The following is a 25,266-nucleotide window of genomic DNA, read 5'->3' on the forward strand; positions in this document are numbered from 1 at the left end:
TGGTGCCATGCGTTCCAAGCACGCTGTCATGTCCCGCCGGTGGCATTTGGAGAACGAGGCGGCTGCCTCATACGCCGTCATTGCGAGCGCAGCGAAGCAATCCAGACTGCCGCCGCGGAAAGACTCTGGATTGCTTCGCTGCGCTCGCAATGACGCGGTTGGAGCTATCCCTTCCCCGCAAACTCCGTCGGCGTCCGTCCCGTCACCTGCCGGAACGCGGCCGAGAACGCCGGCACGCTGGCATAGCCGAGCTGGGTGGCGAGCTGCTTCACCGACACATTGGCGTCCGTCGACAGCCGCTGGATCGCCGCGGCGATCCGGGCGCGCTGGCACCAGCTCTTGAAGCTCAGCTGCGTCTCCGTCGAGAACAGCCGCGACAGCGTGCGCGCGGAGGTTCCGACCTCGCGCGCCAGCGTGTCGATGTCGTGCAGGCCGGTGGGGTCGTCGAGCACGATCATCGCGGCACGGCGGCAGCGCGGCTCGCGCGGCAGCGGCACGAAGGTCGCGGAATCCTCGGCCTGGTGCAATTCCAGCATGACGAGGCGAACCAGCAGCTCGGTGCGCTCATCGGTGTTGCGCGCGTCGAACAGCGCCAGGATCGCCTGGTTGAGCAGCGGCGACACCCGCACCACGAATTCCCTGGTCAGGCCGTCATAGCGCTGCTCGCGCTTCAGCCAGGACAGGTCGAAATACAGCGTGCGCATCTCGATGTCGGCGAGCAGGTCGAGGGCGTGCTCGAGCCCGGCCGGCACCCAGACGGCCCGGTCCGGCGGCACCAGCCAGCGTCCCCCTGGCGTCGTTACCTGCATCGTGCCCTTCGCGGCATAGATCAGCTGCGCCTCGCGGTGCAGGTGCGGGTCGATCCGCATGCCCTTGGGATAGTCGCGGGCGACCAGGTGCACGCCCGCGGGCGAGCGATGATTGCTCCGGACCGCCCGGAGGATTGGCGTTTCCACGACAGTCATTGGCAGCATCTCGTCATGCCCAGGACATATAACTCATTTCGGAGCAGGAGAGGATTCGTATGAACAGCCCCAGCCGGGTCATCAGTTTCGTCAATGCAGGCCATTTCATCGACCATTATTCGATGCTGATCTTCGCCGCCGCCGTGATCATCATGGGCCCGGCGCTCGGCATGGCCTATTCGGAACTTCTGCCCTATGCGACGCCGGGCTTTATCGCCTTCGGCGCGGGCTCGCTGCTGACCGGCTGGCTCGGGGACCGCTGGAGCCGCCGCCACATGATGCTGATCTTCTTCCTCGGCATCGGTGCCTCCATGATCGCGGTCGGCTTCGTGCAGACGCCGGCCCAGCTCGGCGCGGCACTGCTGGCGATCGGAATCTTCGCCTCGATCTACCATCCCGTCGGCACCGCCATGATCGTGTCCTATGCCGACAGGCTCGGCCGCGAGATGGGGCTGAACGGCGTCTGGGGCAATCTCGGCGTCGCCTCCTCCGCGCTGGTCACCGGCGTGATCGGCCAGTATCTCGGCTGGCGCTTTGCCTTCGTCGTTCCCGGCGTCGTCACCATCCTGATCGGCATCGCGTTTGCGATGATGGTCGTGCACGAGGACCGCAAGGGCTCGAAGCAGGCGGCGGCGCAGGCGCGCGTCGCCAAGCACGACATGTGGCGCGTGATCCTGGCGCTGCTGATCGTCGTGATCGCGATCTCTACCACGTTCAATGCCGTCACCGTCGCATTGCCAAAGCTGTTCGCGGAGCGGCTCGCCGATCTCACCAAGAGCCCGGCGCTGCTCGGGGTGATCGCGGCCTGCGTCTACGTGTTCGGCGCGATGACGCAGTACACGATCGGCCGGCTGCTCGACCGCTATTCGCTGAAGACGGTGGCGTTGCCGCTGTCCTTCATGCTGGCGCCGTTCCTGTATCTTGCCGCGAGCCTGTCCAATCTGCCGCTGATCGTGGTCTCGATCGGCATCGTCATGGGCGCGTTCGGGCAGGTCACGGTCAACGACGCCATGGTCGGCAAGTACACCACGGAAGAGTGGCGCTCGCGTGCCTATGCGGTGCGCTATTTCGTCGGCTTCACCGCGGCGGGCGCTTCCGTGGGCCTGGTCGCCTGGCTCTACGAGCAGGGCGGCTTCGTCACCATGCTGCACGCCTTCGCCGCGCTCTGCCTGCTCGCGATCGCCGCCGCGCTGATCCTGCCGCGCGAGATCCGGACGCCGCAGGCGGTTTGACGCCCCATCGTCATTCCGGGGCGCGCCCTCGTCATTGCGAGCGCAGCGAAGCAATCCAGAATCTTTCCGCGGAGGGACTCTGGATTGCTTCGCTGCGCTCGCAATGACGGGGATGAGGAGGCACGTCGTGCATGCCTGCCCATGATGCCATTCTGCCGGTGTCTTGCCCGACGAGTCAAACGTCGGAGCGGTTGAAAAAACTCAACGCCGTCAATGCCGTTCTACTGTGCATGGGGTTGTTTTCGCGTTTTTTTGTTGGAGCACGGCGAGCCGCAGCAGAAGCCTAGCTCGTGACGCGCTCGAAACGCGACCTGCGGTGCACCGGTGCTGACGTCGATCTTGTGGGCGCTACCCAGGTCTTGCATGAAGCGGCGATGCGACGTCGGCTCCGAGCATCGGCCCGATCGCCGCGACGGGAGGCAACATCGGCGCCGTCGCTCCCGCGGACCCGCCGGGCCCGACAGCCATCGCGCCGACGAGTTGATCGCGTGCGGCACTGATGTCCGGCGCAAAGGCGAGGGCCACGTCGGCCAGCCGACCGCTGGTTCCGTCGGTGCGGGTAAACGAGCCCTGACCATAGATCGTCGAGCCATCCGCGAGGCGGCTCTGCACGCCATCGGAGGCGAGCGAGATCGCGCTCACGCCGGCTTCGACCAGCGAACTGAGCTCGCCGGGGTCGCTGACGCCATTGCTATTGCGATCGCGCCATATGCCGAAGCGGCCGAAGTCCTGATCCGGCGAGTCGAGCGCGCCGTCGTGATTGGTGTCGAAGATGCCGAGGCCCTGGAGGTCGGTCCGGGCGCCGGGCGTCCACTCTCGCAGCGCCAGTTCGCGGGTCTGGTCGACGGTGCCCGAGCCGTTGGCGTCGAATGCGAGCAGGCCATCGTCAGGCGCGGTCCAGGCAATCCGATTGGGCACGCCGTTGTCATCCGCGTCGAACGCGGCGCGGGAATCGTTCAAGCCGGTGATCCGGACGCCCTGCCCGGAAAGGTCGAGCACCACCGGCCCCATGTCGCCGCCGAACGAGCCGCTGCTGAACGAGTCGCCGCCGAAGCTGCTGTCGCCGAAATCGCTGAAGCCCGATGACGAGCCGAGACCACTGTCGAAGCTGCTGCCGGAACTGAAGCTGCTGTCGAGGCTCGAATTGAAGCTGCTGTCGAGACCGGAGTTGAAGCTGCTGCCGATGTTCGAATTGAAGCTGCTGTCGAGGCTGGAGTTGAAGCTGCTGTCGAGATTCGAATTGAAGCTGCTGTCCAGGCCCGAGTTGAAGCTGCTGCCGAGGTTCGAATTGAAGCTGCTGCCGAGGTTCGAATTGAAGCTGCTGTCGAGGCCGGAGTTGAAGCTGCTGCCGAGGTTCGAATTGAAGCTGCTGTCGAGGCCGGAGTTGAAGCTGCCGTCGAGGCCCGAATAGAAGCTGCCATCCAGTCCCGAGTTCAAACCGAGGGTGGCGCCGCCATTCAGGTTCGAGGTCAATCCGGTGTCGAGGCTGGAGCTCAGACCAAGGTTCGAATTCAGACCGGTGTCGAAAGAACCAAGGCCTGGGTCGATCCCGGTATTCAAACCGCCGTCGAGCGGCCGGCCGGTCGTGTCCAGCGACAGCGGCGAAGCAGGCGCCGCCGTCGTCACGCCGCCGAGATTGCCGTCAAAACCAATGGAGGTGGGGGTGAGCCCGTCAATTGCTTCCGGCTCCGCGTTCGAGGGCGTAAGGGACGAGCCGGTATCGGCAGGCGTATCCAGCGGCGCGTCCGATACCGGCGCCGTCGGCGCCGCGGGAAGTGGGTTCGCCGTGGGGTAGGCAGGCAGTGCGTTCGGGTCAACGCCGGGCGTCAGCCTCAGCGTATCCAGCATCTGCTGACCCTGGGTCTGCTGATCCGCCATCTTGGAATCGACGTAGGCTTGCCGCCGCGCGTCGTAGTCGGCCTGGCTTTCCACCTGGAAGCCGGTCATCGGATCGCTGAACGGCCCGCCGCCATTGCTGAGATCGAACTCGGCGGCGAATTGATCCGGCCAGGCCGGTGTCGGCGCGGCGGCCGCCGCCGGCGGCTGATAGCCGGTGAGACTGTCGTAGAGCGACTTGACGCCCTTGTCGCCGAGGATGGCGCCGCCGATGCCGCCGACGATCGCCCCGCCCAGCGCACCCCACGGTCCGCCAAGCGCGCCGGCTTCACCGAGCAGATAAGCACCCGTCAGTGAGCCGCCGAGGCGACCGCCGAAACCGGCGACCTCATGGCCCGCTCCCAGCGTGTCGCCCTGATCGTACATCTGATAGGCGTTGTAGCCGGTGATCCCGGCGTCGGCAGCGAGGCCGACTGCGCCAAGGACGCCGGCGCCGGTGAAGATCTTCGATGCGGTCGGCGATTGGCCGATCACGCCGACGAAGCTCGGCGTGAACCGTCCGGTCGCAGCGCCAGTGATTTCCGCCGGAAGCTCGGACGCCGGAGCCCTCGTCAGGTCGGGGACGGACGCGCTTTCACGCGCCGGCGAGGTGGTCGGCGAAAGCTCCGAAGACGCGGGGGCCTCGGGCAGCGCCGAACCAATCTCCGGCACCTCCGCAATGCCAGGCGCGCGCATCTCCGGCAGCTCCGTGGTTGTCGTCCGCACTGGCGCCTGATTGTCCGGGACAACCGGATTGTCCTGGATGATGGGAGCATTGTCCTGGACGATGGGAGCCGCGTCCGGCAACGGCGCGGGCTGCTCGATTTGCGGCAGCGCCGCTACGTCGGGCGATGTGACAGATGGGAGCGGCGCAAGATCGGGCGTTGCAGTCGTTCCGAAACTTTCCGGGGCGGTCAGTCCCGTGGCGAAGGATCGCCCGGTCGCGCTCTCGACCCCTTGCAGCAGCTCCGGACTGGCACCGGCTGGGCCAGTGGATTGTGTCGCCCCGCCCAGCGTGTAGCGACTGCGGCCGGCGTCGTTCAGCGCGCTGGTGAGATCAGTCCGCCCGCTGGCATCGAGCGAGGCGCGGACGTCATCGACGTTGCGCACAAGATCGCTTCGTTGTGCTGCCGTCAGATTCGGATTGAAAGCATCCGCCTGGTTGAGCAGTTCATAGCGCGGAAAATCGACAAGCCCGTCGAGGCTCTCCGGTGTTGTAATGCCCTTGCTCTGCAGCTCCCCTCGCAAGTCATCAAAAAACGCCCTGACCTCTGCCGGGTCGCTCGATAAAATCATCGGATCCCGGGAGTTCAACGGCACGCGTCCGCTCGACGTAACGTTTGAATCCGGGGAAGCAGGCCGGACAGCGCCATCCGCGAATAGGCCTGGATCGTATTGACGCGGCCGGCAAGCTCAGTGCTTTGCGCGGCGGTCAGCGGCACGCTGACATCGTATTTCGATGCCGCCGTGTCGAGCAGGCCCCGGATAAAATCGGTGTAGGCCGGATGCGAGCCGAGATGGGGGGTCTGGCCTCCCGCCAAGGCCGTCGCCACATCCTTGGGCAGCGCGATGCCGTTGGTGCTGAAGTCGTGCAAATCGACCGCTCCGCCGAGCTGCTTCAGGAACGGATCCTCGGACAATTGCAGCGGAATCCGGTGATGGGCCTGATAATCCGTGGGAATGTCGAGCAGACCGTTAAAGCCACGCACGGATTTGGGCATGATCAGGCCTCCGTTTTGGTGGATGGTTTTTCAGGCTTCAGGCCGGCCAACTTCGCCTTGTCGCGAATCTCTGCCAACGTCGGAAGCGGCTCCTCGCGCGTGCCGAGCCGTTCCGCCTGTACCCCGCGAACCTTGGCAGCTTTGAGCGCGGCCAGAAGCTTGTCGGTGACGAAGATCGACGCCGGATGCCACCTCGGCCGCCAGATCTGCGCGTCGCCTATGGCCGCGAGGTCGACATATCTTGGGCCCATCATTCGATTGATGTAGCCCTCGCGCAGCCAGTATTCCTCCGCGCTCATCGGGTCGGTTCGCTTTTGCTCAAGCGATTTCTCGACGGCCACCGGATCCGGTGGCTCCATTTTCATCGTGGCGTAATCGAAACAATCAATGCGCTTGAGCAAGTTGCATAAATGCCATTCGCCCGGCACCGCTGTGCCGTCTTCCCACTGCAGGGTGAAGGGGCGGAATTCGCTCTGCCCGGCTGCGTCGCGCTCCAGCACGGATTTCATTCCGGCGCTGACCACCGGCGTCCTGGCGCCGGTCAGGATCAACTCCGGGATCTGCTTGCGCGGCTTCGAGAGCAAGCGTGCCTCGGAGGGAAGCGGCTTGTCGTACCAGCGTTCAATCTCCGCTAAACCGACCGACGCCGTCAGCGGCACGTTCCAACCGGCCACTTGCACCACCACCGGCGTGCCGAATGGCCATGCCGGCGTGATTTCGTAGACCCGTCGTGGTGCCTTCGCCATCGCTGATGCTCCCCTAGGCCGCGGCAGGAACGGTGGCCTGCAACACCGGCAGCCCCTCGACGCGACGCGAGACCACGTGGTGGATCCGGATGCGATCGGACTCGCCGGCGCCAAGCGTGTCGCCGTCGCGCAGCACGGCGCCATGTTCGAGCACGTAGACGATGAGGCCGGCGACCTTGGTCAGGATCTCGTTCGGGTCGGCGCCTTTGCCTTCGAACTCGATCTCCCGGCCGCCGAACGGCGTCAGGCCGAACGTGATCGCGCCGACGATCTGGCCGTCGCGGAAGGGATGAATGCTGACCCACAGCGGAAACGGAATGCGCGGATATCCGGCGAAGGCCTCGCGCGACAGCTGCTCCCAGCGTTCGGCGGAATGCGCAACGAGCCCATTCCACAAGACCGCAGCGGCCGGGATGGGCGCAATCAAGCCGCCGGTGACCGCGGTCACGGCGCGCGCGGCCTGGAGTTGCTGTGCAGGCGTCTCGGCCTGTCCGACTGTCGAGACCACGACGTGGGCGGCATGCCCGCCGAGGACATCGAGCGCCGCCGGCCAGGTCGCGGCGGCGCGACGGCCGGGCAAATCCCAGCTCTCGCGCGGGACCGGCATCGGCATGACCATCAGCACGATATTCTGACCGGCACAACGGATCACCGGCGCCGCTGCTCCCGGCGCCGCTCCGGGCAGGTCAATGTCAATTCCGGGATGTCGTTTGCGCAGCACATCGACGATCGCCGCAAGATCGAGGACGACGGGCCGCTCGAACAGGGCGAAGGCCAGGTGACGATCCATCATATCTACGTCCTCTTGTGTCCCGCGTCGGGAATTGCCGGGAGGCTCGCGATCTCAAACCACTTGTCGTTGCGGTCGGCGTCCTGTCAGCGGGCCCCCGGCCATTTATGCCACGAATGATGGCCGAGTTTGAGCCTAATCTTGTCACGAGCGGAATGGCCATGTCTGAAATCCCGCTCGGTTCATTGTTTGAACATGACCTTCCTTCAGGAGTCGTTCCCGCCGTTCCGCATCATGCTTCAGGCGGCATGTTTCGGTAGCGCGTGCATGTCGCCGCCGAGCGTCGGAATCCCCGCGCCGGTCATCTGAGGCGGCGGCAATGTGGTCATGGCCGCGGCCTCCTGTGTCGCCGTCGCGATCGCCGAGGCAAGCTGGTCGCGCGCTCCGATGACGCCTGGGCTGAACGCCGCAGTTGCATGGGCAGAAGAATGGACGTGGCCTGGCCCGGCACTGAGCGCGAAATCCGCCGCACTCGCGTGTGGCCCGATCCGGTTTGGCGATTCGTCCGTTGCGAGCAGGATCGCTTTGGTGCCGTCTTCGACCAGCGCGCCGGTGGATGGTGGGGTTGTCTGTGCCTGATGGATCGTTGCGCCATCGGAAGCCGGCACGGTCGCGTCGGAGCTTGCGGCGTCGTTGGGATTGGCGTTGACGTGACCGGAGGGCTTGGCCGCGTTGTCAATCTTCAATACGTCGGCGTGTGCAGGCTTCGCATCGTCATTCGCTGGCGCGTTATGGTGATCACCCGCTGCGGAATTGTGATGCGGGGCCGGGTCAAGGATGTTGTCCAGCGGCAGAACGTCGTGCGCCGGAGATATTGGATGGTCCGCATGCTGTGATGGGTTGACCGGCCCGGTCGATGGCGGATCCAACACGTCATTCGCCGCCGTGGTGCGGTCGACAAGGGAGGTCGAGGTGGGCGCGTGTCGCGATGCCCGCGCGTCGCCGAGCAATGGCGCTGCGACCGGCCCGGACTGAAGCATGTCGCCAAGGCGCGAGGCCGAGGAGTCGGTTATGGTCAAGACCTGATCCTGGGCTGTGCCAATTGACGACACTCCGTCACCTGCCAAGTCACCTGCCATGCGCAGCTCGGTCGCGCCTGGCGTCGCAGCGCCCAAGGCAAGCGCGTTGACACCGCCATCACCGTTTAAGGGTAAGGCACGTCCACCGTCGGCGGACGTGCCCGTCAAGAATCTGTCATCAAACAGGTCGCTGCCGTTCGAAGGGTCTTGTTGCGATGACAGTCGCAACTGGCCGGTTGAAGCAGGTCGCGCCCCCATCGCGGTCGTCTCGGGCGCGGAAGTGTTTGAACTGTCGCTCACTTCGTCCATCTGCGTTTTCTCCCACCGCCGCTTGCCAGCTATCGCGCGATCTTATGACCCAACCGTCTTGGCTGACGAACGCGGGAAATGAAGGGCGGTTTCGTGAAATATCGATCTGCATGGAAGCCATGATCTGCTCGCGGTTCCTGCGGCCAATCGCATCGGGTCAACGTTCATGGCCGGCGCCATGCAACGTCTCCTTGATCGGTGCCAGTACGAAATCGAGCACCGTGCGTCGCCCGGTCTTGATTTCGACCGCTGCGCTCATGCCCGGCATCAGAGGACGCAGTTCGCCATTGATCGGAATCTCCATGCTGGCGGGAACGAGTCGCGCTGGAAAGCGCAGGCCCTTGCCGTTCTCCTCCACCGCGTCCTTGCCAATCTGATCGAGCCTTGCCTCTACCGTCCCGTAGCGCGTGAACGGGTAGGCATCGATCTTCACTGCGGCTGCCTGTCCTTCGCGAACGAATCCGATGTCGCGGTTCTCGACATAGGCCTCGATCAACAGCGGCGTGCCGTCCGGCACCACGATCATCAGCTTGTCCGCGGTCGTGACCACCGCACCCACGGTATGGGTCTTGAGCTCCTGCACCGTGCCGCTAACCGGTGAGACCAGGCGCCGACGCTCGTCACGCATCTCCTCCTTGGCGATCTGCTGCTCCAGTTGGGTCGCGCGTTGCAACGCCTTGAGGCGTCGATCGGATGCGCCGGCGCGGAATTGGGTGAGTGTGCCGCGCTTGGTGGCCTCCAACGCGACGAGGTCGGCCTGTCCCTGCTGTTCCTGCTGTTGCAGGCTGATCAGATTGCCCTTCTTCTCGGTCAATTCCTGCTGCACGGCGAGGACCGGCGGCTTCGGGCCGTTGCCGCGCTCGAACAATCCCTTGAGCGCCTCATAACGCTCGGTGAGCAGCGGAATGACTTCTGCCAGCACATCCTGCTGTGCGCGCGCGGAGCGGATCGCTGCCTCACGCTGCAGGCGTTGCGCATCGATCGCCGCCATCGAGGCGTCGAAGCGGGCGAGCTCCTCGCGGGTCTGGTCCTGAACCGCGGCGGCGAGCACCGGGTTCGCACCCTCGGGTGCGGTAAACCCGTCGACGCCGCGACCCGCCAGCAGGATGCGTGCGGCTTCGGCATCGAGCAGCGCCTGGCTGCGGTCGTAGCGCAGGCTGCCGAGATTTGCCGACGTGTCGGTGGGATCCAGTTCGATCAAGGTGTCGCCCAGGCGGACGTGCGACCCTTCCTCGACATGGATTGCCTTGACCACGGCAGTTTCGAGCGGCTGCACCACCTTGACCTGTCCGACCGGAACGAACTTGCCCTCGGCCACGGCGATGATGTCCATGTGACTCAGCCCCGCCCAGAACAGCGAGCCGGCGAGAAACCCGACAATCACCAGACCAGTGACGCGCCAGGTCGGCGACGGCGGCGTCTCGACGATCTCCAGCGCCGCCGGCAGGAAGGCCCGCTCCAGCGCGTCGTGGCGTGCTGGCCGCGCGAATTGACGGACGAGCTACTGCAATTTCACGCGGCTTGCCCTCCCTGCTCATCGCCACGATCCGATGCTGACTGACGGACCAGCCCGGCATAGAAGCCGCCCTGGCGGAGCAGCTCCTCGTGGGTGCCCTGCTCGACGCAGCGGCCCCGATCCATCACCACGATGAGGACGGTGCGACCGCGGCACATCGCGCGCATGTTGGCCTGGATGATCCGCTCGCTCTCGTAGTCGAGCGCCGATGTCGCCTCGTCGAAAACCAGGACGCGCGGGTCGGTGGCGAGCGCACGGGCGATCGCCACGCGCTGGCGCTGTCCGCCGGACAGGTTGGCGCCGCGCTCCTCCAGCACGGTGTCGTAGGCATGCGGAAGCTCGAGAATGAAATCATGCGCGCCGGCGAGCTTGGCGACCTGGATCACCCGCTCCAGCGACATCGCCGGATTGGCAAGCGCGATGTTCTCGCGCACCGTCCGATTGAACAGGACGTTTTCCTGAAGCACCACGCCGATCTGGCGCCGCAGCCACGCCGGATCGATCAACGCCACGTCGACGCCATCGACCAGCACCTTGCCGGCCTCGGGGATATGGAAGCGCTGTACCAGTTTCATCAGCGTCGATTTACCGGAGCCCGAGCGGCCGACCACGCCGATCACCTCGCCCGGCGAGACCTTCAGCGAGACGTCCTCGAGCGCCGGCGGCGTGGCCGGCCGATAGCGGAACACGACGTGCTCGAACCTGATGTCGCCGCGCAGCGGCGGCAGATCGTGACGGACGCTGGCGCGCACCGTCTCGGCCGGCGTGTCGATGATGTCGCCGAGCCGCTCGATCGAGATGCGGAATTGCTGGAAGTCCTGCCACATCTGCGCGAGCCGGACGATCGGCTGGCTGACCTGGCCCGCCAGCATGTTGAAGGCGACGAGCTGGCCGATCGTCAGGCTGCCGTCCATCACGGCCGAGGCGCCAAGCCACAGGATCAAGGCCATCGAGAGCCTGTTGATCAGCGCCACGCTCTGCGAGCCGACGGTGCCGAGACTGACGGTGCGGAACGAGGCGGTGATATAGCCCGCGAGCTGACGCTCCCAGCGCCGCCGCGCCTGGGTTTCGATCGCCATCGCCTTCACCGTCTCCATTCCGGTCAGCATCTCGACCAGCAGCGACTGATTCTGCGCCCCTCGCGCGAAACGTTCCTGAATCCGTGCCTTGAGGATCGGCGTCACGACGATCGAGACCAGGATGTAGAACGGGATGGCGGCGAGCGGAATCAAGGTGAGCATGGGCGCGATCAGCGCCATCACCGCGAAGAACACCACGGTGAAGACGATGTCGATGATCAGCATCAGTCCGGAACTGGTCAGGAACTGGCGGATGTTCTCGAGTTCGCGGACCCGCGCCACCGTCTGGCCCACCGGACGAGATTCAAAATAGGCGATCGGAAGGCCGACCAGGTGTCGAAACAGCTTGGCGCCGAGAATGGCGTCGATCCTGCTGGTAGTGTGGGCGAACAGGTAGGTGCGGACGCCGCTGAGCGTGATTTCCAGCACGGCCAGCCCGGCCAGCGCCATCATCACCACGGTCAGCGTGCTGACGCCTTTGTGGACCAGCACCTTGTCGATGATGACCTGGAAGAACAGCGGCGTTGCGAGCGCTGCGATCTGCATGAACAGCGAGACCAGCAGCACCTCGCCGAACACGCGCCTGAAGCGGACGATCACCGGCAGGAACCAGGTCATCCCGAAGCGGGCAAATCCGCCGCCGGCAGCTTCGCGCAAGGTGACGACGATGAGCCCGCCACGCCAGCGCGACGCCAGCTCTGCTTCGGTCCAACGCGCGGTTGGCTTGCCGATTTCCTGCACCAGCACGCCGTCCGGATCGACCCGCGCCAGAATGAAGAAACCGCCATCCACCGCTTCGGCGATCGCCGGCAGCGGTGAACGCGCGAGCCGGGCAAAATCGGTCGTGATGTAACGCGCCTTGAACCCTTCGGCCTTCGCCGCCCGCAGCAGGTCGTCGCGGTCGGCGAACGCCCCAGGCTCGACATGTTCGCGCCGCGTCTGCTCGACGTCGATGGGCTTTTCGTGGACCGCTGCAAGGATGGCCAGTGCGACGATGCCGGTGTCGATCACCGGCTTGGAGAAGTCGGCGGCTTCGGCAAGGCTGGCTGAGTCAGACATCAGCGCTCCAGAATCGGCGCACGGAAGCACCTTCAACGCGCACGGAGCATTCCGGTTCACCCTCTGGACGAATTTTTCAACAACGCACGCGGAGCGAATGTGACACTTATTTGTCCACCAGCACCGCGGACCCCGTTGGGCGCACCACAAAGATCAGGTGCTGGTCTTGCAGCGATCGTGCCGGCGATGGATGAGCCGATGTCAACGCCACCGCCATGCTGTCGGTCGGGGGTCAGGTGCGCCGGTCGGTGCCCGAGTTTGACTACGGCTTCACCTCGGCCACCGGCTGCGCCTTCGGCGCCTTCTTCGACGCCAGCCAGTTCTCGAACCGCTGCACCACCACGAAGAAGGCGGGCACGAACAGCACCGCGAGGCAGGTCGAGGCCAGCATGCCCGAGAACACGGTGATGCCGATCGACTTGCGGGCGCTGGCGCCGGCGCCGGTTGCGATCACCAGCGGCACCACGCCGAGGATGAAGGCGAACGAGGTCATCAGGATCGGGCGGAAGCGGGCGCGGGCCGCCTCGATCGCCGATTCCAGAATCGGCTTGCCGTCGCGGCCGTGCAGCTCGAGCCCGACCTCGACGATCAGGATGGCGTTCTTGGCCGACAGCGCGATCAGCAGGATCAGGCCGATCTGACAATAGAGGTTGTTGTCGATCTTGAGGCCGTTGAGGATCAGCATCGGCCCGATCAGCGACAGCGGCACGGCGAGGATCACCGAGATCGGCGCGTACCAGCTCTCGTACTGGCCGGCGAGCACGAGATAGACCAGCAGCATGGCGAGGCCGAACACCCAGTAGATCTGGTTCGAGACCGCCTTCTCCTGATACGACATCGCGGTCCATTCATAACCCGTGCCCTGCGGCAGCGTCTTGTCCGCGATCTCTTCCATCAGTTTCAACGACTGGCCGGACGAGTAGCCCTGCGCCGGCAGGCCGATGATGGTCGAGGATGGATAGAGGTTGTAGAGGCTGATCAGCGACGGGCCGGTGGCCGGCGTGATCGTGGCGACCGTGCCGATCGGGATCATGTCGCCGTTCGAGTTGCGCACCTGCATGTTGGCGATGTCGCGCTCGGTGACGCGGAACGCCGGATCGGCTTGCGTATAGACCTGGAAGACGCGGCCGAACTTGTTGAACTGGTTGACGTAGGACGAGCCGAGATAGGTCGACAGCGCCGAGAACACCTGATCGGTGGTGACGTGCAAGGTCTGGGTCTTGACGCGGTCGATCTCGACGTTGAATTGCGGCACCGACGAGCGGAACGAGGACTGGACGCGCTGGAGCGCGCTCTGGCTCTGGCCGTTGCTGACCACCGCGCCGGTGATGGCCTGCAGCTTGGCGAAATCGCTGTTGCCGTCGCGCAGCTCGACCTGCATCGAGAAGCCGGCGGCGTTGCCGATGCCCTGGATCGGCGGCGGCGGCAGCACGATGGTGCGGGCTTCCATGATGGTCGCGAGCTTGTCGTTCAGTCCAAAGACCAACGAGCGCAGATCCTCGCCGGGCCCTTTACGGGCTCCCCAGTCCTTCAGGATGATGTAGGCGACACCGGCATTGGCGAGGCTCGCGCTGTTGTCGAGCGCGGAGATGCCGGCGATGGTGATGACCTGCTGGACTCCCGGGGTGTCCTTGATGAGCTCGCTCGCTCTGTCGAGCACCGTCTGGGTTCGCTCCAGCGCGGCGCCGTCGGGCAGCTGGATGGCAGCGATCAGATAGCCCTGGTCCTCGATCGGCAGGAAGCCGGTCGGCACCCGCGACAGGCCGTAGCCGCCGATTCCGATCAGCACCAGTGCGACCGCGACCGACACGGTGGCGTGCCTGACCAGGAAGGTGATCAGCCGTGTGTAGCCGCGCTCGACCCGGTCATAGACGTTGTTGAACCCGCGATAGAAGAAGTTGCGCTGTTCCGGCGGCACCGCCGGCCGCAGCCACAGCGCGCATTGCGTCGGCTTCAGGGTCGCCGCGTTGATGGCGGAGAGCAGCGCGGTCGCCGCGATCACCAGCGCGAATTGCGAGTAGATGCGGCCCGTGAGGCCCGCGAGGAACGAGGCCGGCAGGAACACCGAGATCAGCACCAGCGTGATGCCGACGATCGGCGCGAACAGTTGGTCCATCGCCTTGATCGCGGCGTCGTGGCCGTTCATGCCCTGCTCGATGTTGTGCGCGGCGCCTTCGACCACGACGATGGCGTCGTCGACGACGATGCCGATCGCGAGCACGATCGCGAACAGCGTGGACATGTTGATGGTGAAGCCGAGCGCCGCCATCGCGGCGAAGGCGCCGATGATGGTCACAGGCACGGTCGTCGCCGGCACCAGCATGGCGCGCCAGTCCTGCAGGAAAACAAGGATCACGACCAGCACCAGCAGGCCGGCCTCGATCAGCGTCATATAGACCTCGTGCACCGAGGCCTCGACGAATTTGGTGGTGTCGAACGGCGTGTCGTATTTGATGCCTTCCGGAAAGCGCTTGGCGAGCTCCGCCATCTTCTTCTCGACGGCCTGCTCGACCTGGAGCGCGTTGGCGCCGGGCGACTGGAACACGCCGATGCCGGTGGCGGGCTGCTTGTTGAGCGAGAAGATCTGGCTGTAGGTCTGCGCGCCGAGTTCGACCCAGCCGACGTCGCGCACCCGCGTGACGTCGCCGCTGGTGCCTGATTTGACGATGATGTTCTCGAACTGGCTGGTGTCGTCGAGCCGTCCATTGACGTTGAGCGTGTACTGGAACGCCTGGCCCGGCGGCGTCGGCGGCGCGCCGACCTGGCCGGCCGAGACCTGCTGGCTCTGCTGCTGGATTGCGTTGATGACGTCTTGCGGCACGAGGTCACGGACTTGCAGCTTGTTGGGATCGAGCCAGACCCGCATCGAATACTGGCCGGCGCCGAACACCGTGACGTTGCCGACGCCGGGCAGGCGCGAGAGCTCGTCGCGGATGTTGATGGTGGCGTAGTTGCTCAGATACAGGCTGTCATACCGGGAATCCGGCGAGGTCAGCGTCACGAACAGCAGGATCGAGGTCGATCGCTTCTGCACGGTGACGCCCTGGTTCTGCACCGACTGCGGCAATTGCGACAACGCGCTGGAGACGCGGTTCTGCACCAGCACCTGCGCGAAGTTGAGATCGGTGCCGATCTTGAAGGTCACGGTCAGCGTGTAGGTGCCGTCGGAGCCGCTGTAGGACTGCATGTAGAGCATGTCCTCGACGCCGTTGACCTGTTGCTCGATCGGCAGCGCCACGGTGTCGATCACCGTCTTGGCGCTGGCGCCGGGATAGCGTGTGGTGACCTGCACGGTCGGCGGCACCACGTCGGGATATTGCGCGATCGCGAGGTTGAACAGCGCGACGCCGCCGATCAGGATCATCAGCAGTGCGATGACGTTCGAGAGGACCGGCCGCTCGATGAAGAACTTTGAGATCATGGCCGGCGCTCCTTACTTGGCAGACGCCTGCGGCTGTCCGATCTTCGTCACCTGCGGGTCGATCTTCTGGCCCGGGATCACCCGGAGCAGGCCTGCGATCACGACGCGGTCGTCAGGCTTCAGGCCGCTCTCGATCACGCGCAGGCCGTTGTCGACGGGGCCGATCTGCACCTTGCGCTGCTCGACGACGTTGTCGCCGTTGACCACCAGCAGATAGCGGCCGCCCTGGTCGCTGCCGAGCGCGGTGTCGGGAACGAGGAGCGCGGCCTTCTCCTGGTCGAAAGGCACGCGGACGCGGACGAAATAGCCGGGCAGCAGCACCCGCTTGTCGTTGGGGACGACGCCGCGGACCGCCAGCGTGCCCGTCGATTGATTGAGGGTCGGCGAGACGTAGTCGAGCTTACCTTCGTGCGGATAGCCGGTTTCGGTCTGGAGGCCGACCTGGATCGGCAACTGTTTGAGGTCGTTGACGGTCAGCCCGCGGCGGGCCGCTTCGGCGCGGATGCGAAGGACGTCCTGCTCGTTGACCGTGAAGTTCACCCAGATCGGGTCCATCGCGACGATGGTCGCGAGCTGGGTGGGGGAGGAGACGCCGACCAGCTCGCCGACCGAGACCATATGCGCGCTGACCACGCCGTCGAACGGCGCGGTCACATTGGTGTAGCCGTAATTGACCTCGGCGAGCCTGGTATTGACCTGGGCCTGCTGGAGACTGGCCTGGGCGTTGTCGCGGGTCGATGTCGAGGTGTCGAGGGTGGACTGCGAGACCGCCTGGCGCTGCACGAGCTCGGCCTGCCGCTTGAAATCGGCTTCGGCCTGCTTGACCGTGGCTTGCGCGCCGACCTCCGCGGCCTTCGCCTGTTCGACCTTGAGCTTGTAGGTCTCCGGCTCGATCGTGAAGAGCTGGGTGCCCTGCTTGACGAAGGTGCCGTCCTGATAGTCGATCGATTGCAGAAAACCCTGCACGCGCGCAACCAGGTCGACGCTCTTGATCGGGGCGGTGTTGCCGGTGGCTTCGACATAGCGCGTCACCGGGCGCTGTACCGGTGTTGCGACGTCCACCTTGGGGGGCGGCGGTGCCACGTAGGCGTTCTTGTCCTCGCAGCCGGCGAGCGCGATCACGGCGCTCGCGGCGGCCAGCGCCCGTCCGACATGTCTCCACGCGTCGTTGCGATGGGCGGGAGATGCGGGATTCGCGCAGGTCATTCGGTGGCCCCCGATTGCTGTCTGTCGGTGCGGCAGGCTAGCAACAAATGCCCGGCCGTGGAACACCATAGCCATGGCAGTCACCGGCCTTGCACTGCAAACGGCGGTGTGGCCTTTGACAGGTTTGTCATGACAAACCGCTTTTCACCGCGCGCACGATCGACCAGAATTGTGTCAATGGCCGTGTCACGAAAGCGAAGCGGCCGGGACGAAGAGAAGAAGCCAGGAAGCCAAGAAGCCAAGAAGAAAAGGTGAGGAGAGCATGACATGCCCAGTTCGCTTCGATCGGCCCTTGCCGGCCTCCTCCTTGCAGCGGCGGTTGCCATGCCTGCGCTAGCCGATGGCCTGAAGGACGAGATCGCGCCGACCGGCAAGCTGCGGGTCGCGATCGCAATCAGCCCCGCGGGCGGCGCGTTCTGGTCGACCAAGACGGAAGCCGGTTATGCCGGCGTGCCGGTGGACCTCGGCAAGGAGATGGCGGCCCGGCTCGGCGTTGGCGTCGAATATGTCGTGCACCAGAATTCCGGGCAGATCACCGACGCGGCTGGCAAAGGCACTCTTGAAAAAGGTGCTTGGGACGTCACCTGGCTACCCAAGGACCCCGAGCGCGAGAGCAAGATGATGTTCGGCCCGATCTACGAGGTCGCGGACGCCACCTACATCGTCAAGCCTGGTTCGAGCGTGACCAATTTCGCTTCGCTCGACCAGCCCGGCATCAAGGTCGCGGCCGTCAACGCCACCACCACCATGCGTGGCGCGATCGCGCATCTGAAGAACGCTGAGGTCACGGGCTATCAGACCTATGACGAGATCTTCGGCCTCCTGAAGAGCGGCGAGATCGACGCCTTCGCGCTATCGCGGGACCAGCTCAACAAGATGGCGCAGAAGATTCCCGGTACAAAGGTGCTGGACGAGACGTTCAAGAAGACGGTGACGGCCGTCGCCGTGCGGCTCGGCCACAGCCAGGCATTGGCGTTCGTGACGACGTTCATGACGGACGCCACGACGAACGGCACCTTGCGCAAGGCCTATGACAACAATGGCCTGAAGGACTCGCCGATCCGCACCGAATAGGGCAGGCGGCGCAGGGCAGGTTGCAACCGGTCGCTCAGTGCGCCCTGATCTCCGCGTATTTCGCCATCGCGCGTTCGAATTTGCGGTTGAACAGCCACATCGCAGCGAGGATCTCGCGGAAGCTGGCCGAGCTGCGCGATCTGTCGGCCTGTCCAAAGGCGAAGATGCTGTTGTTGCGCAGGTGCCTCATGATCGTCGGGCTGGACACCCGGTAGTTCAGGAGATCGCTTGATTTGAGCGCGGACCGCGTCGGAGTGGGAACGATCTGGATCAGCTCGAACAGCTTCATCTGGTCGATCGGGTCGGGCAGCGTCTTCACGATCGCGGGGATCTCCCGGAAGACATCGGCATGCGCGTTCATCAGGCCGTCGCGCACGTTGGTCCAGTGGTTGAAGCGGTGATCGGTGCCGCGGGCGCGCGCCTCTTCCTTGTCGTCGCGCGCGCTCAATTCGGGATCGGCCGCCGCGATCTCTCCCTTGATAGCCTCCCATTTCCTGCGGCCGTTGCGGTCCTCGGAGGGGCCGGTCTGGAAGCTGCCCATATAGGTGTTCGAGCGCCCGTTGCGGACATTCTGCTTGCCGTTCGTCTCCGCAAAGAACAGCCCGAGGCTGATGCGGCCGGCAGCTTCGGCGTGTTCAGCTGCAAGACCCTTCGCGCGTGCAATCGCGACGGCGAGATCGACGACGTCCTTGAACGGCGTCGGCGAGTTCTGCGCATTGGCCGGCGGCGCCTCCATGATGTCGAACAGCCCAGCGTATTCGTCGACCAGCGGCTCGATCTCGGCATCGAAATAGGCCGGCGGAATCTCGAACTTGTTGGGCTTGCCGATCCGCGACGGCATGGCGTCGGTGAGATCCTTGTAGCTACTAATGACAGCGACGCGTGCGAGATAGAGCGCCTGTCCCGGCAAATTCGGCAGCGGCTCCTTCGCCTCGATCTGTGGGCGCCGCTCGGCGAGGATGGATTTGAAATCGCCGAGCGCGCGATCGTAGGCCGCAAGCGCCTCCGATTGCTTTGCGTTAAGCGTTTGTGCCTGGCTGACCGCAAACGTCGTGACGATCAGCCCAAGCACCGCCATGGCTGCGGCGGCGTGACATCGTAGTCCCATGGCGGGTTCCCATGTGCCGGAGATTCGTCGGTCATGGGGATCGTAAACATCAAACGCGCGGACTGGCGAGTTGCAAATCCCGCTCAGCCCGGGTTCTCCGACCTCACGCTGCGGCCCGGTAATCCGGCGCCGTCGCCAGGAACTTCGCATAGGCATCCGCATCCGGCGGCTGGAAGTGTCCGGCGAGCCCGCCGCGCTTCTGGTCCTTGGCGCCGATATCGGCCATGAGCTCGTCGAAATGGCGGTAGTGATAGGGCGCGACGCACAAGCCGCCATAGACCCCGGCGGCCGGCCGCTCGACGCGCTTGAAGTGCAGCATCATCTCGATGTTGTCGTGCATCGCCTGGGCCGTCGGCTGGTTCGCGAGCCGGCCGTCGGCATAGCGCACCAGCCAGTTGGCGGCGAGGTCGGCGCAGAGCACGGTGCAGAACGACGAGTTGAAGCCGACGAAGCCCATCTCCGGCAGATCAGGGTTGGCGATCAGGCGATAGAGCCGGTACTGACCGTCCGCATCGACCAGTTTCTGCTGATAGGCTGAGGGAAGGAACGGCACGCCGAGCTTGTAGCCGATCGCGAGCACCGCGACGTCGGCACCGATGCGCTCGCCGCCGCTCATCACGATGCTGTCGCCCTCGTAATGGTCGAACGTGCCGAACACCGCCTTGATGCGGCCGTCGGCGACCATCGGATGGAAGCCCGGCGTTGCGATCGGCACCGAGCAGTTGACGCCGTCCTCGATCCGCTCCTTCGGCACCATCTTGCACCGGCCAAGCTTGAGCTGCGCCTTCAACAGGCTCTCCAGCCCGCGCCAGTTCGCCCAGATCAGCGGCGCGGCGAGACGAAGCGCGAGCCGCGCCATGGGGCTTGCGCCCCAGCCCGGAAACATCTCCTCCTGCGCGCGGATGTAGAGGATGCGCTTGAAGTTTACGAGCCCGCCGATGAAATAGGGGATGCGCCAGACCGGCTCGCGCATCACGATGGTGACCTCGCGTGCACCTGACTTCACCGCGTTCACCGCGATGTCGGTCGCCGATTTCGAGCCGCCGAGCACGACGACGCGGCGTCCTTTCGCCAGGCTGGAGTCGCTGTATTTCGATGAATGCAGGATCTGGCCGCCCTGCGCCAGGAAACCGTCCTCGCCCGGGCAATGCAGCTCGCGCGGCTCGTTGAACTGCCCGGTGCAGACCGCGACGAAATCGAAATCCTCGTTCGTGGTCGTGCCGTCCCTGTTCGTCAGCGCGAGCGTCCAGCCCGGCTTCCCGTCGGCGCGCCGCGCCATGCCGGCGACCTCGGTGTTGAGGCGCAGCATGCGGTCGAGGCCGAAGCTCTTGGCGTAATCGGCGAGATAGGCGTGGACCTGCGGCCCGGTCGGCCATTCCGGATAGGCGTCCGGCATGGCGCGGTCGGTGTAGCGATAGAGATCCTTCGGGCTCTGGGTCTGCACCTCGGGATAGGAGCGCGCCGGCTCCCAGACGCCGCCGAGATCGCCGCTGCGCTCGAGAACGGTGACGCGGTGGCCGCGGGTGGAGAATGCCTTTGCGGCGGCAAGACCGGAGACTCCGGCGCCGATCACGCAAACATGCTTGGGACTGACCATGGGATTGCTCGCAATCAGGGTGTTTCGTGCGCATGCGGCCACGCTCGGCCGCAATGCGCGGCCGGCGGACCTGCAAGCAGATGAAAGTGGACGGTGAGGCGGCCGCCTACTCGTTGGCCTCGGGCGGCAGGAAGTCCACCTCGTGCAGCGCCGAGATGCGTACGACTTCGGCAGGGTCGGTCAGATTGTGGAGCTGGTTGAACAGCGCTTCCAGCTTCTGCATCGGCGAGACCCAGAACAGCGCGCGGCACGGCTTGTCGGATTTGTTGAAATAGCCGTGCGGAATGCCGCGCGGCATGCGCACGAGATCGCCGGCATGGGCCTTGACCCATTGGCCGTCGAGCTTGAGATCGAGCGTGCCCTCCTGCACCAGGATGAACTCGTCCTGGGTCGGATGGATGTGCACCGGCACGAACTGGCCGGGATCGCTGTTGGTCTCGAACGCGAAGGTGGAGTCGGTGACGGCCTTGGGGAAATAGACCTGACCAAGGATGTTCCAGCTCTTGCCACCATAGCCAGTGCCGACAGCGGTTATGCCCTTTTCGAGTGCAGTCATGGCTCGCTCCTCATGGATTCCGGCGAGGATGGAGCTTCGGCCAACGACCGGCTGCCTGTCTATCCGCTAAACGAATCCGGATGGAGCTTTTGCCATGCAGCACGACGATTTTGCGACGCGGCCCTTTCCGCGTCCGGGGAACCATTATAGGCTTAAAGCAATTCCGTGACGCGAAGCGTGGTCGACGATGTCCGCAGCCGTGCTGGAAATGAGCGCAAGTGCGTCCGCAGCTGAACGGCTTGCGGGCTTCGCCCGCGTCGCCACTGATGATGTCGACGAGGCGGCCGAGCAGATCGGACGCATCTTCTGTCCGCACGATCTCAAGCCGGCACAGGCGCGGGCGGCCGGCTTCTCCGCCCGGCACAATTGCGCGGCATTCGACGGCTTTTCCATCAACTACGTTGCCTATGGCGGATCGGTCAGCATCGACCCCGGGTGCCTCGAGCGCTTCTTCCTCGTGCAGGTCCCGCTCACGGGCGGCGCCCGCATTCGGGCCGGCGCCGGCGAATTCGATGCCGTACCGGACCGGACGGCGTCGCTGCTGTCGCCGACGATCCCGACCCGGATGATGTGGAGCGACTGTGCCCAGGTGATCCTGTTGCTTGACCGCCGCATGGTCGAGCAGCGCGCCGCGGCCTTGTCAGGGAGGGTGGCGGGCCCGGTCGAATTCGATCCCATGATCGACCTGGACGCGCCGTCCGGGCAGGCCTTGCGGACCAGCCTTGCCGGGCTGATGACGCTCGCCGAACGTCTTGGTCCCGCCGGCAGGCTTTCCCCGGTCGCGACGGCCGACTGGCGGGAGGCGCTGCTCGATCACCTCCTCAACGGCCAGCGTCATGGCCTGTCGGATGCGATCAGGACGTTCTCAGGGCAAGCCGAACGTCTGCCGCGGGCGCTCCGCGTGGCGCGGGACCGTCTTGCGGACAATGCCGGCGAGCCGCTCGACCTTGCGCAGCTCGCCTGCGCGGCCGGGATCGGCATCCGCGCGCTCCAGCTCGGCTTCCGCCGTCATTTCGGCGTGTCGATCTCGGAGATGCTGCTCGACATGCGCCTCGCTGGCCTGCACGCCCGGCTCGCGCAGGCCCCGCCCGATGCCTCCATCACCGAGATCGCCTTCGATCTCGGCTTCACGCATCTCGGCCGCATGGCCGGCGCCTACCGTGAAAAATTTGGCGAGACGCCGTCGGCAACTCTGCGGCGAAGGATGAGCTAGCGCGGAGACCTACTTTCGCGACCGCGTCGTGCCGCTGTCTTCAGCCGCCTGCCTGCGTAGAAAACCCTCGACATCGGCCTGCACCGAATAGGGCGTCGGGATCGGGTCGCCCACGGAATCGACGGCGGTGTCGAGCGAGCGGCGCAGCATGCGCGCGAGCTCGGCCTTGCGGTAGGGCTTTGTCAGAAGTGGTGCGCCCATCGCGGCGCGGCCCTGCGCGTTCAGCGAGTCGTAGGCGTATCCGGAGGTGAACAGCACCCGCAGGGACGGCCGCGCGGCCACCATCTGCTCGGCGAGCTCGCGTCCGTTGATGCCGCCGGCCAGCACGATGTCGGTGAACAGCAGGTCGAACGCCTTCCCCTCCGCGGCGATGGCGAGCGCTTCGGTGGCGTTGGCGGCGGGGATGACCTTGTAGCCGAGGCTCTCGAGCTGGACCGTGACGTATTGGCGGACGTCGCGATCGTCCTCGACGCAAAGGATGGTTTCGCGCCCGCCCACGACCTTGCGATCGTCATAGCCGGCCGGGCGCATCGTGCTGGTCTCGGCCTTCGGCAGGTAGATCGTGAATGTCGTGCCGCGGCCTTCCTCGGACGCGACCTTGATGCCGCCGCCGGATTGCTTGACGAAGCCGAACACCATGCTGAGCCCGAGCCCCGTGCCCTTGCCGACCTCCTTGGTGGAGAAGAAAGGATCGAAGATCCGCTCCAGGATCGCCTGCCGCATGCCCGTGCCGGTGTCGGCGATTTCGATCTCGACATAGTCGCCGGCATAGCCGGCGCCGACCGCCACGGCCTCGCGGACGCCGAACACGACATTGCGCGTCGTCAGGCTCAGCCTGCCGCCGTCCAGCATGGCGTCGCGGGCGTTGATCGCGAGGTTGAGCAGCGCCGAGCTCAGCTGGCCGCGGTCGACGAGGGCGAGCCAGACCTTGCTGTCGAGCTTCGTCACGATCTCGATCTTCTTGTCGAAGGTCGCCAGCAGCAGTTTTGCGAGCTCTTCGAGCAGCTCGTTGACGTCGATCTCCTTCGGCTGGAGCGCCTGCTTCCTTGCAAAGGACAGCAGGCTCGAGGTCAGCGCGGCGCCGCGATCGGCGGCCTCGCTGATCAGCTTGGTGATGGTCGCAAGCGGCGGATTGTCCTTCACGGCGTCGGCAAGGATCTCGATCGTGCCGGTGATCACGGTGAGCATGTTGTTGAATTCGTGCGCGATGCCGCCGGTGAGTTGCCCGACCGCCTCCATCTTCTGAGCCTGGATCAGCTGCTCCTCGGCGGCGCGTTTCTGGGTGATGTCCTTGACGAAACTGTTGATGATGGTGCGCCCGCCGAGCCGGAGTGCCGTGCTCGACGCCTCGACCAGGATCGCATCGCCGTTCCGGTGCAGCAGGCTCACTTCGATGCGGATGCCGATCGGCGTATCCGACAGTTCCGGCAACAGCCGCATCATGCGCTGCCTGAAGCCGGCGCGGAGCGGCTCGGCGACGAGGAGGTCGACGACGTCGGCGCCGATGGCCTCCTGCCGCGACCATCCGGTAAGAGCTTCGGCCTGAAAGCTCCATTCCACGACGATGCCGCGTTCGTCGGTCTGAATGAAGGCGTCGAGCGCGGTCTTGATGATGGCTTGCGTCATCTGTGCGCTCTCGGCGACGGCCTTCGCCAGTTGCGCGGAAGCCCGCTCGGCCTGCGACGTCGCGATCGCGCGCGTGCAGAGACGCGCGAGCAGCACCGCAACGACACCGCTCGCCATCAGGGCGATGAGCTGGGCCATGCCGAACCCGCGCGGGCCGGCGGTGCCGGTCACGGCATAGGAGGCGAGAAGGAGTGCGGCGGTCACGACGACCTGGGCGGCCATCGCAAATGTCACAACCCCCCTGAGTTTCATGGTCTCACACCCAAGACGCCAGCCGCGGACCGTCGCGGCCCCGCCCTGTCGAGGGGGCCGGCTTCATGTGAGCTACAGATTCCGTGCGTTTCCGTCGAGAGGCAATTTCCGGTGGCGCGGGGCGGCCGGCCGTCCCGGAGACGAGGCCCGCCCTGCCTCGGGCTTCAACCAGCCGGCGAGTCGGACTGGCGCAGTGTCGTCACCCAGATCGCGCGCGCCACCTGTTGCGTCGGGTTGTCGAACATGTGCGGCACGATGCTCGGGAAACGAAAACTGTCGCCGGCCTCGAGCACATGGGCCTGGTTGTCGAGCCACAGCCGCAGGCTGCCGGACAGGATGTAGCCGGCCTTCTCGCCGGTGTGCTGGAGGAAGTCGGTGCCGGACGAGGCGCCGGGATTGAGCGTGAGCTCGTAAAGTTCGAGCTGGCCCTGGCCATCGGGGGTGAGGGCTTCCTTGACGACGCCGCTGGCGGTGAGGCGCAGCAGGCGACGGCTGTTCTTGCGCACGATGTAGCGCTGCACGTCGCCGGGATCGGTGGTCTCGAAGAAATAGGAGATCGGGACCTCGAGCGCGATGCTGAGCAGGCGCAGCGTGCGGATCGACGGCATGGCGCGCGCGCGTTCGAGCTGGCTGATCATGCCATTGGAGAGGCCGGTCTTGTTGGCGACGTCCTGGATCGAGAGGCCGGCGCGCTGACGCAGCAGCCGGACGGTTTCGCCGAGGCGCTGGTCGACGGCATCATCGGCCTCGACCGTTGGAGCGTCCTTCGGGCCGTTGGTATCGCCGCGACCATCCATGTCGCTCTCCCATGCATCATCTCAGCCTTGGACCGCATCGGTCCGAGACTTCAATCGGAGTGAAAAGGTCGCGCATCCTAGCAATGTCATTGACAGCTGTATTTA

18 protein-coding genes are annotated in these 25,266 nt (G+C 65.3%); 3 read left to right on the top strand and 15 right to left on the bottom strand.

The features are described 5' to 3' along the window. Positions 1–164: 164 nt before the first annotated feature. Positions 165–965: an AraC family transcriptional regulator gene (locus XI08_RS40985; RefSeq protein ID WP_027547339.1), complete on the bottom strand. Its 801-nt coding sequence runs from the start codon at positions 963–965 to the stop codon at positions 165–167. A gap of 59 nt (positions 966–1,024) precedes the next feature. On the opposite strand from XI08_RS40985, the gene XI08_RS40990 reads away from it, so the two are divergent. Beyond that, positions 1,025–2,197 (top strand): MFS transporter, encoded by a 1,173-nt coding sequence (locus tag XI08_RS40990; RefSeq protein WP_271578795.1) that lies wholly within the window; start codon positions 1,025–1,027, stop codon positions 2,195–2,197. Positions 2,198–2,545: 348 nt separating this feature from the next. Here the strand turns inward: XI08_RS40990 and XI08_RS40995 are convergent, their stop codons facing one another. The 9 genes from XI08_RS40995 to XI08_RS41035 all read right to left on the bottom strand — a co-directional run bounded on the left by XI08_RS40995 (position 2,546) and on the right by XI08_RS41035 (position 16,938). Beyond that, on the bottom strand, positions 2,546–5,320 hold the full coding sequence (locus tag XI08_RS40995) for a hypothetical protein (RefSeq protein WP_271578796.1): 2,775 nt from the start codon (positions 5,318–5,320) through the stop codon (positions 2,546–2,548). A 62-nt stretch (positions 5,321–5,382) separates the two neighbouring features. After that, positions 5,383–5,793, bottom strand: a complete 411-nt coding sequence (locus XI08_RS41000) for an AHH domain-containing protein (protein ID WP_271578797.1) — start codon at positions 5,791–5,793, stop codon at positions 5,383–5,385. Positions 5,794–5,795: 2 nt separating this feature from the next. Then, positions 5,796–6,539 (bottom strand): imm11 family protein, encoded by a 744-nt coding sequence (locus XI08_RS41005; protein WP_027547336.1) that lies wholly within the window; start codon positions 6,537–6,539, stop codon positions 5,796–5,798. A 13-nt stretch (positions 6,540–6,552) separates the two neighbouring features. Then, on the bottom strand, positions 6,553–7,332 hold the full coding sequence (locus XI08_RS41010) for a DUF4261 domain-containing protein (RefSeq protein ID WP_271578798.1): 780 nt from the start codon (positions 7,330–7,332) through the stop codon (positions 6,553–6,555). Positions 7,333–7,568: 236 nt separating this feature from the next. After that, the gene (locus XI08_RS41015) at positions 7,569–8,657 is read right to left on the bottom strand and encodes a hypothetical protein (RefSeq protein ID WP_271578799.1); all 1,089 of its coding nucleotides are present in this window, start codon (positions 8,655–8,657) and stop codon (positions 7,569–7,571) included. A 157-nt stretch (positions 8,658–8,814) separates the two neighbouring features. Then, positions 8,815–10,119, bottom strand: coding sequence for an HlyD family type I secretion periplasmic adaptor subunit (locus XI08_RS41020; protein WP_333929394.1), 1,305 nt, complete (start codon positions 10,117–10,119; stop codon positions 8,815–8,817). 50 nt (positions 10,120–10,169) lie between these two features. Then, on the bottom strand, positions 10,170–12,311 hold the full coding sequence (locus tag XI08_RS41025) for a type I secretion system permease/ATPase (protein ID WP_271578800.1): 2,142 nt from the start codon (positions 12,309–12,311) through the stop codon (positions 10,170–10,172). Positions 12,312–12,573: 262 nt separating this feature from the next. Further along, complete coding sequence (locus XI08_RS41030) at positions 12,574–15,732, bottom strand: efflux RND transporter permease subunit (protein ID WP_271578801.1); 3,159 nt, start codon at positions 15,730–15,732, stop codon at positions 12,574–12,576. Positions 15,733–15,744: 12 nt separating this feature from the next. Next, positions 15,745–16,938 carry an efflux RND transporter periplasmic adaptor subunit gene (locus XI08_RS41035; protein WP_271578802.1) on the bottom strand — a complete coding sequence of 398 codons (1,194 nt, stop codon included), beginning with the start codon at positions 16,936–16,938 and terminating at the stop codon, positions 15,745–15,747. Between the two features lie 267 nt (positions 16,939–17,205). On the opposite strand from XI08_RS41035, the gene XI08_RS41040 reads away from it, so the two are divergent. Continuing rightward, positions 17,206–18,012: an ABC transporter substrate-binding protein gene (locus XI08_RS41040; protein WP_271578803.1), complete on the top strand. Its 807-nt coding sequence runs from the start codon at positions 17,206–17,208 to the stop codon at positions 18,010–18,012. A gap of 34 nt (positions 18,013–18,046) precedes the next feature. Here the strand turns inward: XI08_RS41040 and XI08_RS41045 are convergent, their stop codons facing one another. The 3 genes from XI08_RS41045 to XI08_RS41055 all read right to left on the bottom strand — a co-directional run bounded on the left by XI08_RS41045 (position 18,047) and on the right by XI08_RS41055 (position 21,273). Beyond that, a complete protein-coding gene (locus XI08_RS41045; RefSeq protein ID WP_271578804.1) occupies positions 18,047–19,120 on the bottom strand; it encodes a hypothetical protein in 1,074 nt (357 codons plus the stop codon). 103 nt (positions 19,121–19,223) lie between these two features. Beyond that, complete coding sequence (locus tag XI08_RS41050; protein WP_271578805.1) at positions 19,224–20,717, bottom strand: flavin-containing monooxygenase; 1,494 nt, start codon at positions 20,715–20,717, stop codon at positions 19,224–19,226. A gap of 106 nt (positions 20,718–20,823) precedes the next feature. Beyond that, complete coding sequence (locus XI08_RS41055) at positions 20,824–21,273, bottom strand: cupin domain-containing protein (protein ID WP_027547327.1); 450 nt, start codon at positions 21,271–21,273, stop codon at positions 20,824–20,826. Positions 21,274–21,460: 187 nt separating this feature from the next. On the opposite strand from XI08_RS41055, the gene XI08_RS41060 reads away from it, so the two are divergent. Next, positions 21,461–22,486, top strand: a complete 1,026-nt coding sequence (locus XI08_RS41060; protein WP_271578806.1) for an AraC family transcriptional regulator — start codon at positions 21,461–21,463, stop codon at positions 22,484–22,486. Between the two features lie 9 nt (positions 22,487–22,495). Here XI08_RS41060 and XI08_RS41065 read toward each other — a convergent pair whose 3' ends face one another. Both XI08_RS41065 and XI08_RS41070 read right to left on the bottom strand, forming a co-directional pair. Next, positions 22,496–24,364 (bottom strand): ATP-binding protein, encoded by a 1,869-nt coding sequence (locus tag XI08_RS41065; RefSeq protein ID WP_271578807.1) that lies wholly within the window; start codon positions 24,362–24,364, stop codon positions 22,496–22,498. A gap of 164 nt (positions 24,365–24,528) precedes the next feature. Further along, positions 24,529–25,161: a cupin domain-containing protein gene (locus XI08_RS41070; protein WP_271578808.1), complete on the bottom strand. Its 633-nt coding sequence runs from the start codon at positions 25,159–25,161 to the stop codon at positions 24,529–24,531. Between the last annotated feature and the right edge of the window lie 105 nt (positions 25,162–25,266).

Origin of the sequence: Bradyrhizobium sp. CCBAU 11361 (genome assembly GCF_028128935.1) — a bacterium.
Classification (GTDB): domain Bacteria; phylum Pseudomonadota; class Alphaproteobacteria; order Rhizobiales; family Xanthobacteraceae; genus Bradyrhizobium; species Bradyrhizobium niftali.

What these genes read in the sequence shown, in the direction of transcription:
- XI08_RS41005 (WP_027547336.1), bottom strand. Translation starts at nt 6,539, where the DNA reads ATGGCGAAGGCACCACGACGGGTCTACGAAATCACGCCGGCATGGCCA.
- XI08_RS41010 (WP_271578798.1), bottom strand. Translation starts at nt 7,332, where the DNA reads ATGATGGATCGTCACCTGGCCTTCGCCCTGTTCGAGCGGCCCGTCGTC.
- XI08_RS41055 (WP_027547327.1), bottom strand. Translation starts at nt 21,273, where the DNA reads ATGACTGCACTCGAAAAGGGCATAACCGCTGTCGGCACTGGCTATGGT.
- XI08_RS41070 (WP_271578808.1), bottom strand. Translation starts at nt 25,161, where the DNA reads ATGGATGGTCGCGGCGATACCAACGGCCCGAAGGACGCTCCAACGGTC.
- XI08_RS40985 (WP_027547339.1), bottom strand. Translation starts at nt 965, where the DNA reads ATGACTGTCGTGGAAACGCCAATCCTCCGGGCGGTCCGGAGCAATCAT.
- XI08_RS40990 (WP_271578795.1), top strand. Translation starts at nt 1,025, where the DNA reads ATGAACAGCCCCAGCCGGGTCATCAGTTTCGTCAATGCAGGCCATTTC.
- XI08_RS41065 (WP_271578807.1), bottom strand. Translation starts at nt 24,364, where the DNA reads ATGAAACTCAGGGGGGTTGTGACATTTGCGATGGCCGCCCAGGTCGTC.
- XI08_RS41050 (WP_271578805.1), bottom strand. Translation starts at nt 20,717, where the DNA reads ATGGTCAGTCCCAAGCATGTTTGCGTGATCGGCGCCGGAGTCTCCGGT.
- XI08_RS41035 (WP_271578802.1), bottom strand. Translation starts at nt 16,938, where the DNA reads ATGACCTGCGCGAATCCCGCATCTCCCGCCCATCGCAACGACGCGTGG.
- XI08_RS41015 (WP_271578799.1), bottom strand. Translation starts at nt 8,657, where the DNA reads ATGGACGAAGTGAGCGACAGTTCAAACACTTCCGCGCCCGAGACGACC.
- XI08_RS41025 (WP_271578800.1), bottom strand. Translation starts at nt 12,311, where the DNA reads ATGTCTGACTCAGCCAGCCTTGCCGAAGCCGCCGACTTCTCCAAGCCG.
- XI08_RS41045 (WP_271578804.1), bottom strand. Translation starts at nt 19,120, where the DNA reads ATGGGACTACGATGTCACGCCGCCGCAGCCATGGCGGTGCTTGGGCTG.
- XI08_RS41000 (WP_271578797.1), bottom strand. Translation starts at nt 5,793, where the DNA reads ATGCCCAAATCCGTGCGTGGCTTTAACGGTCTGCTCGACATTCCCACG.
- XI08_RS41060 (WP_271578806.1), top strand. Translation starts at nt 21,461, where the DNA reads ATGTCCGCAGCCGTGCTGGAAATGAGCGCAAGTGCGTCCGCAGCTGAA.
- XI08_RS41030 (WP_271578801.1), bottom strand. Translation starts at nt 15,732, where the DNA reads ATGATCTCAAAGTTCTTCATCGAGCGGCCGGTCCTCTCGAACGTCATC.
- XI08_RS41040 (WP_271578803.1), top strand. Translation starts at nt 17,206, where the DNA reads ATGCCCAGTTCGCTTCGATCGGCCCTTGCCGGCCTCCTCCTTGCAGCG.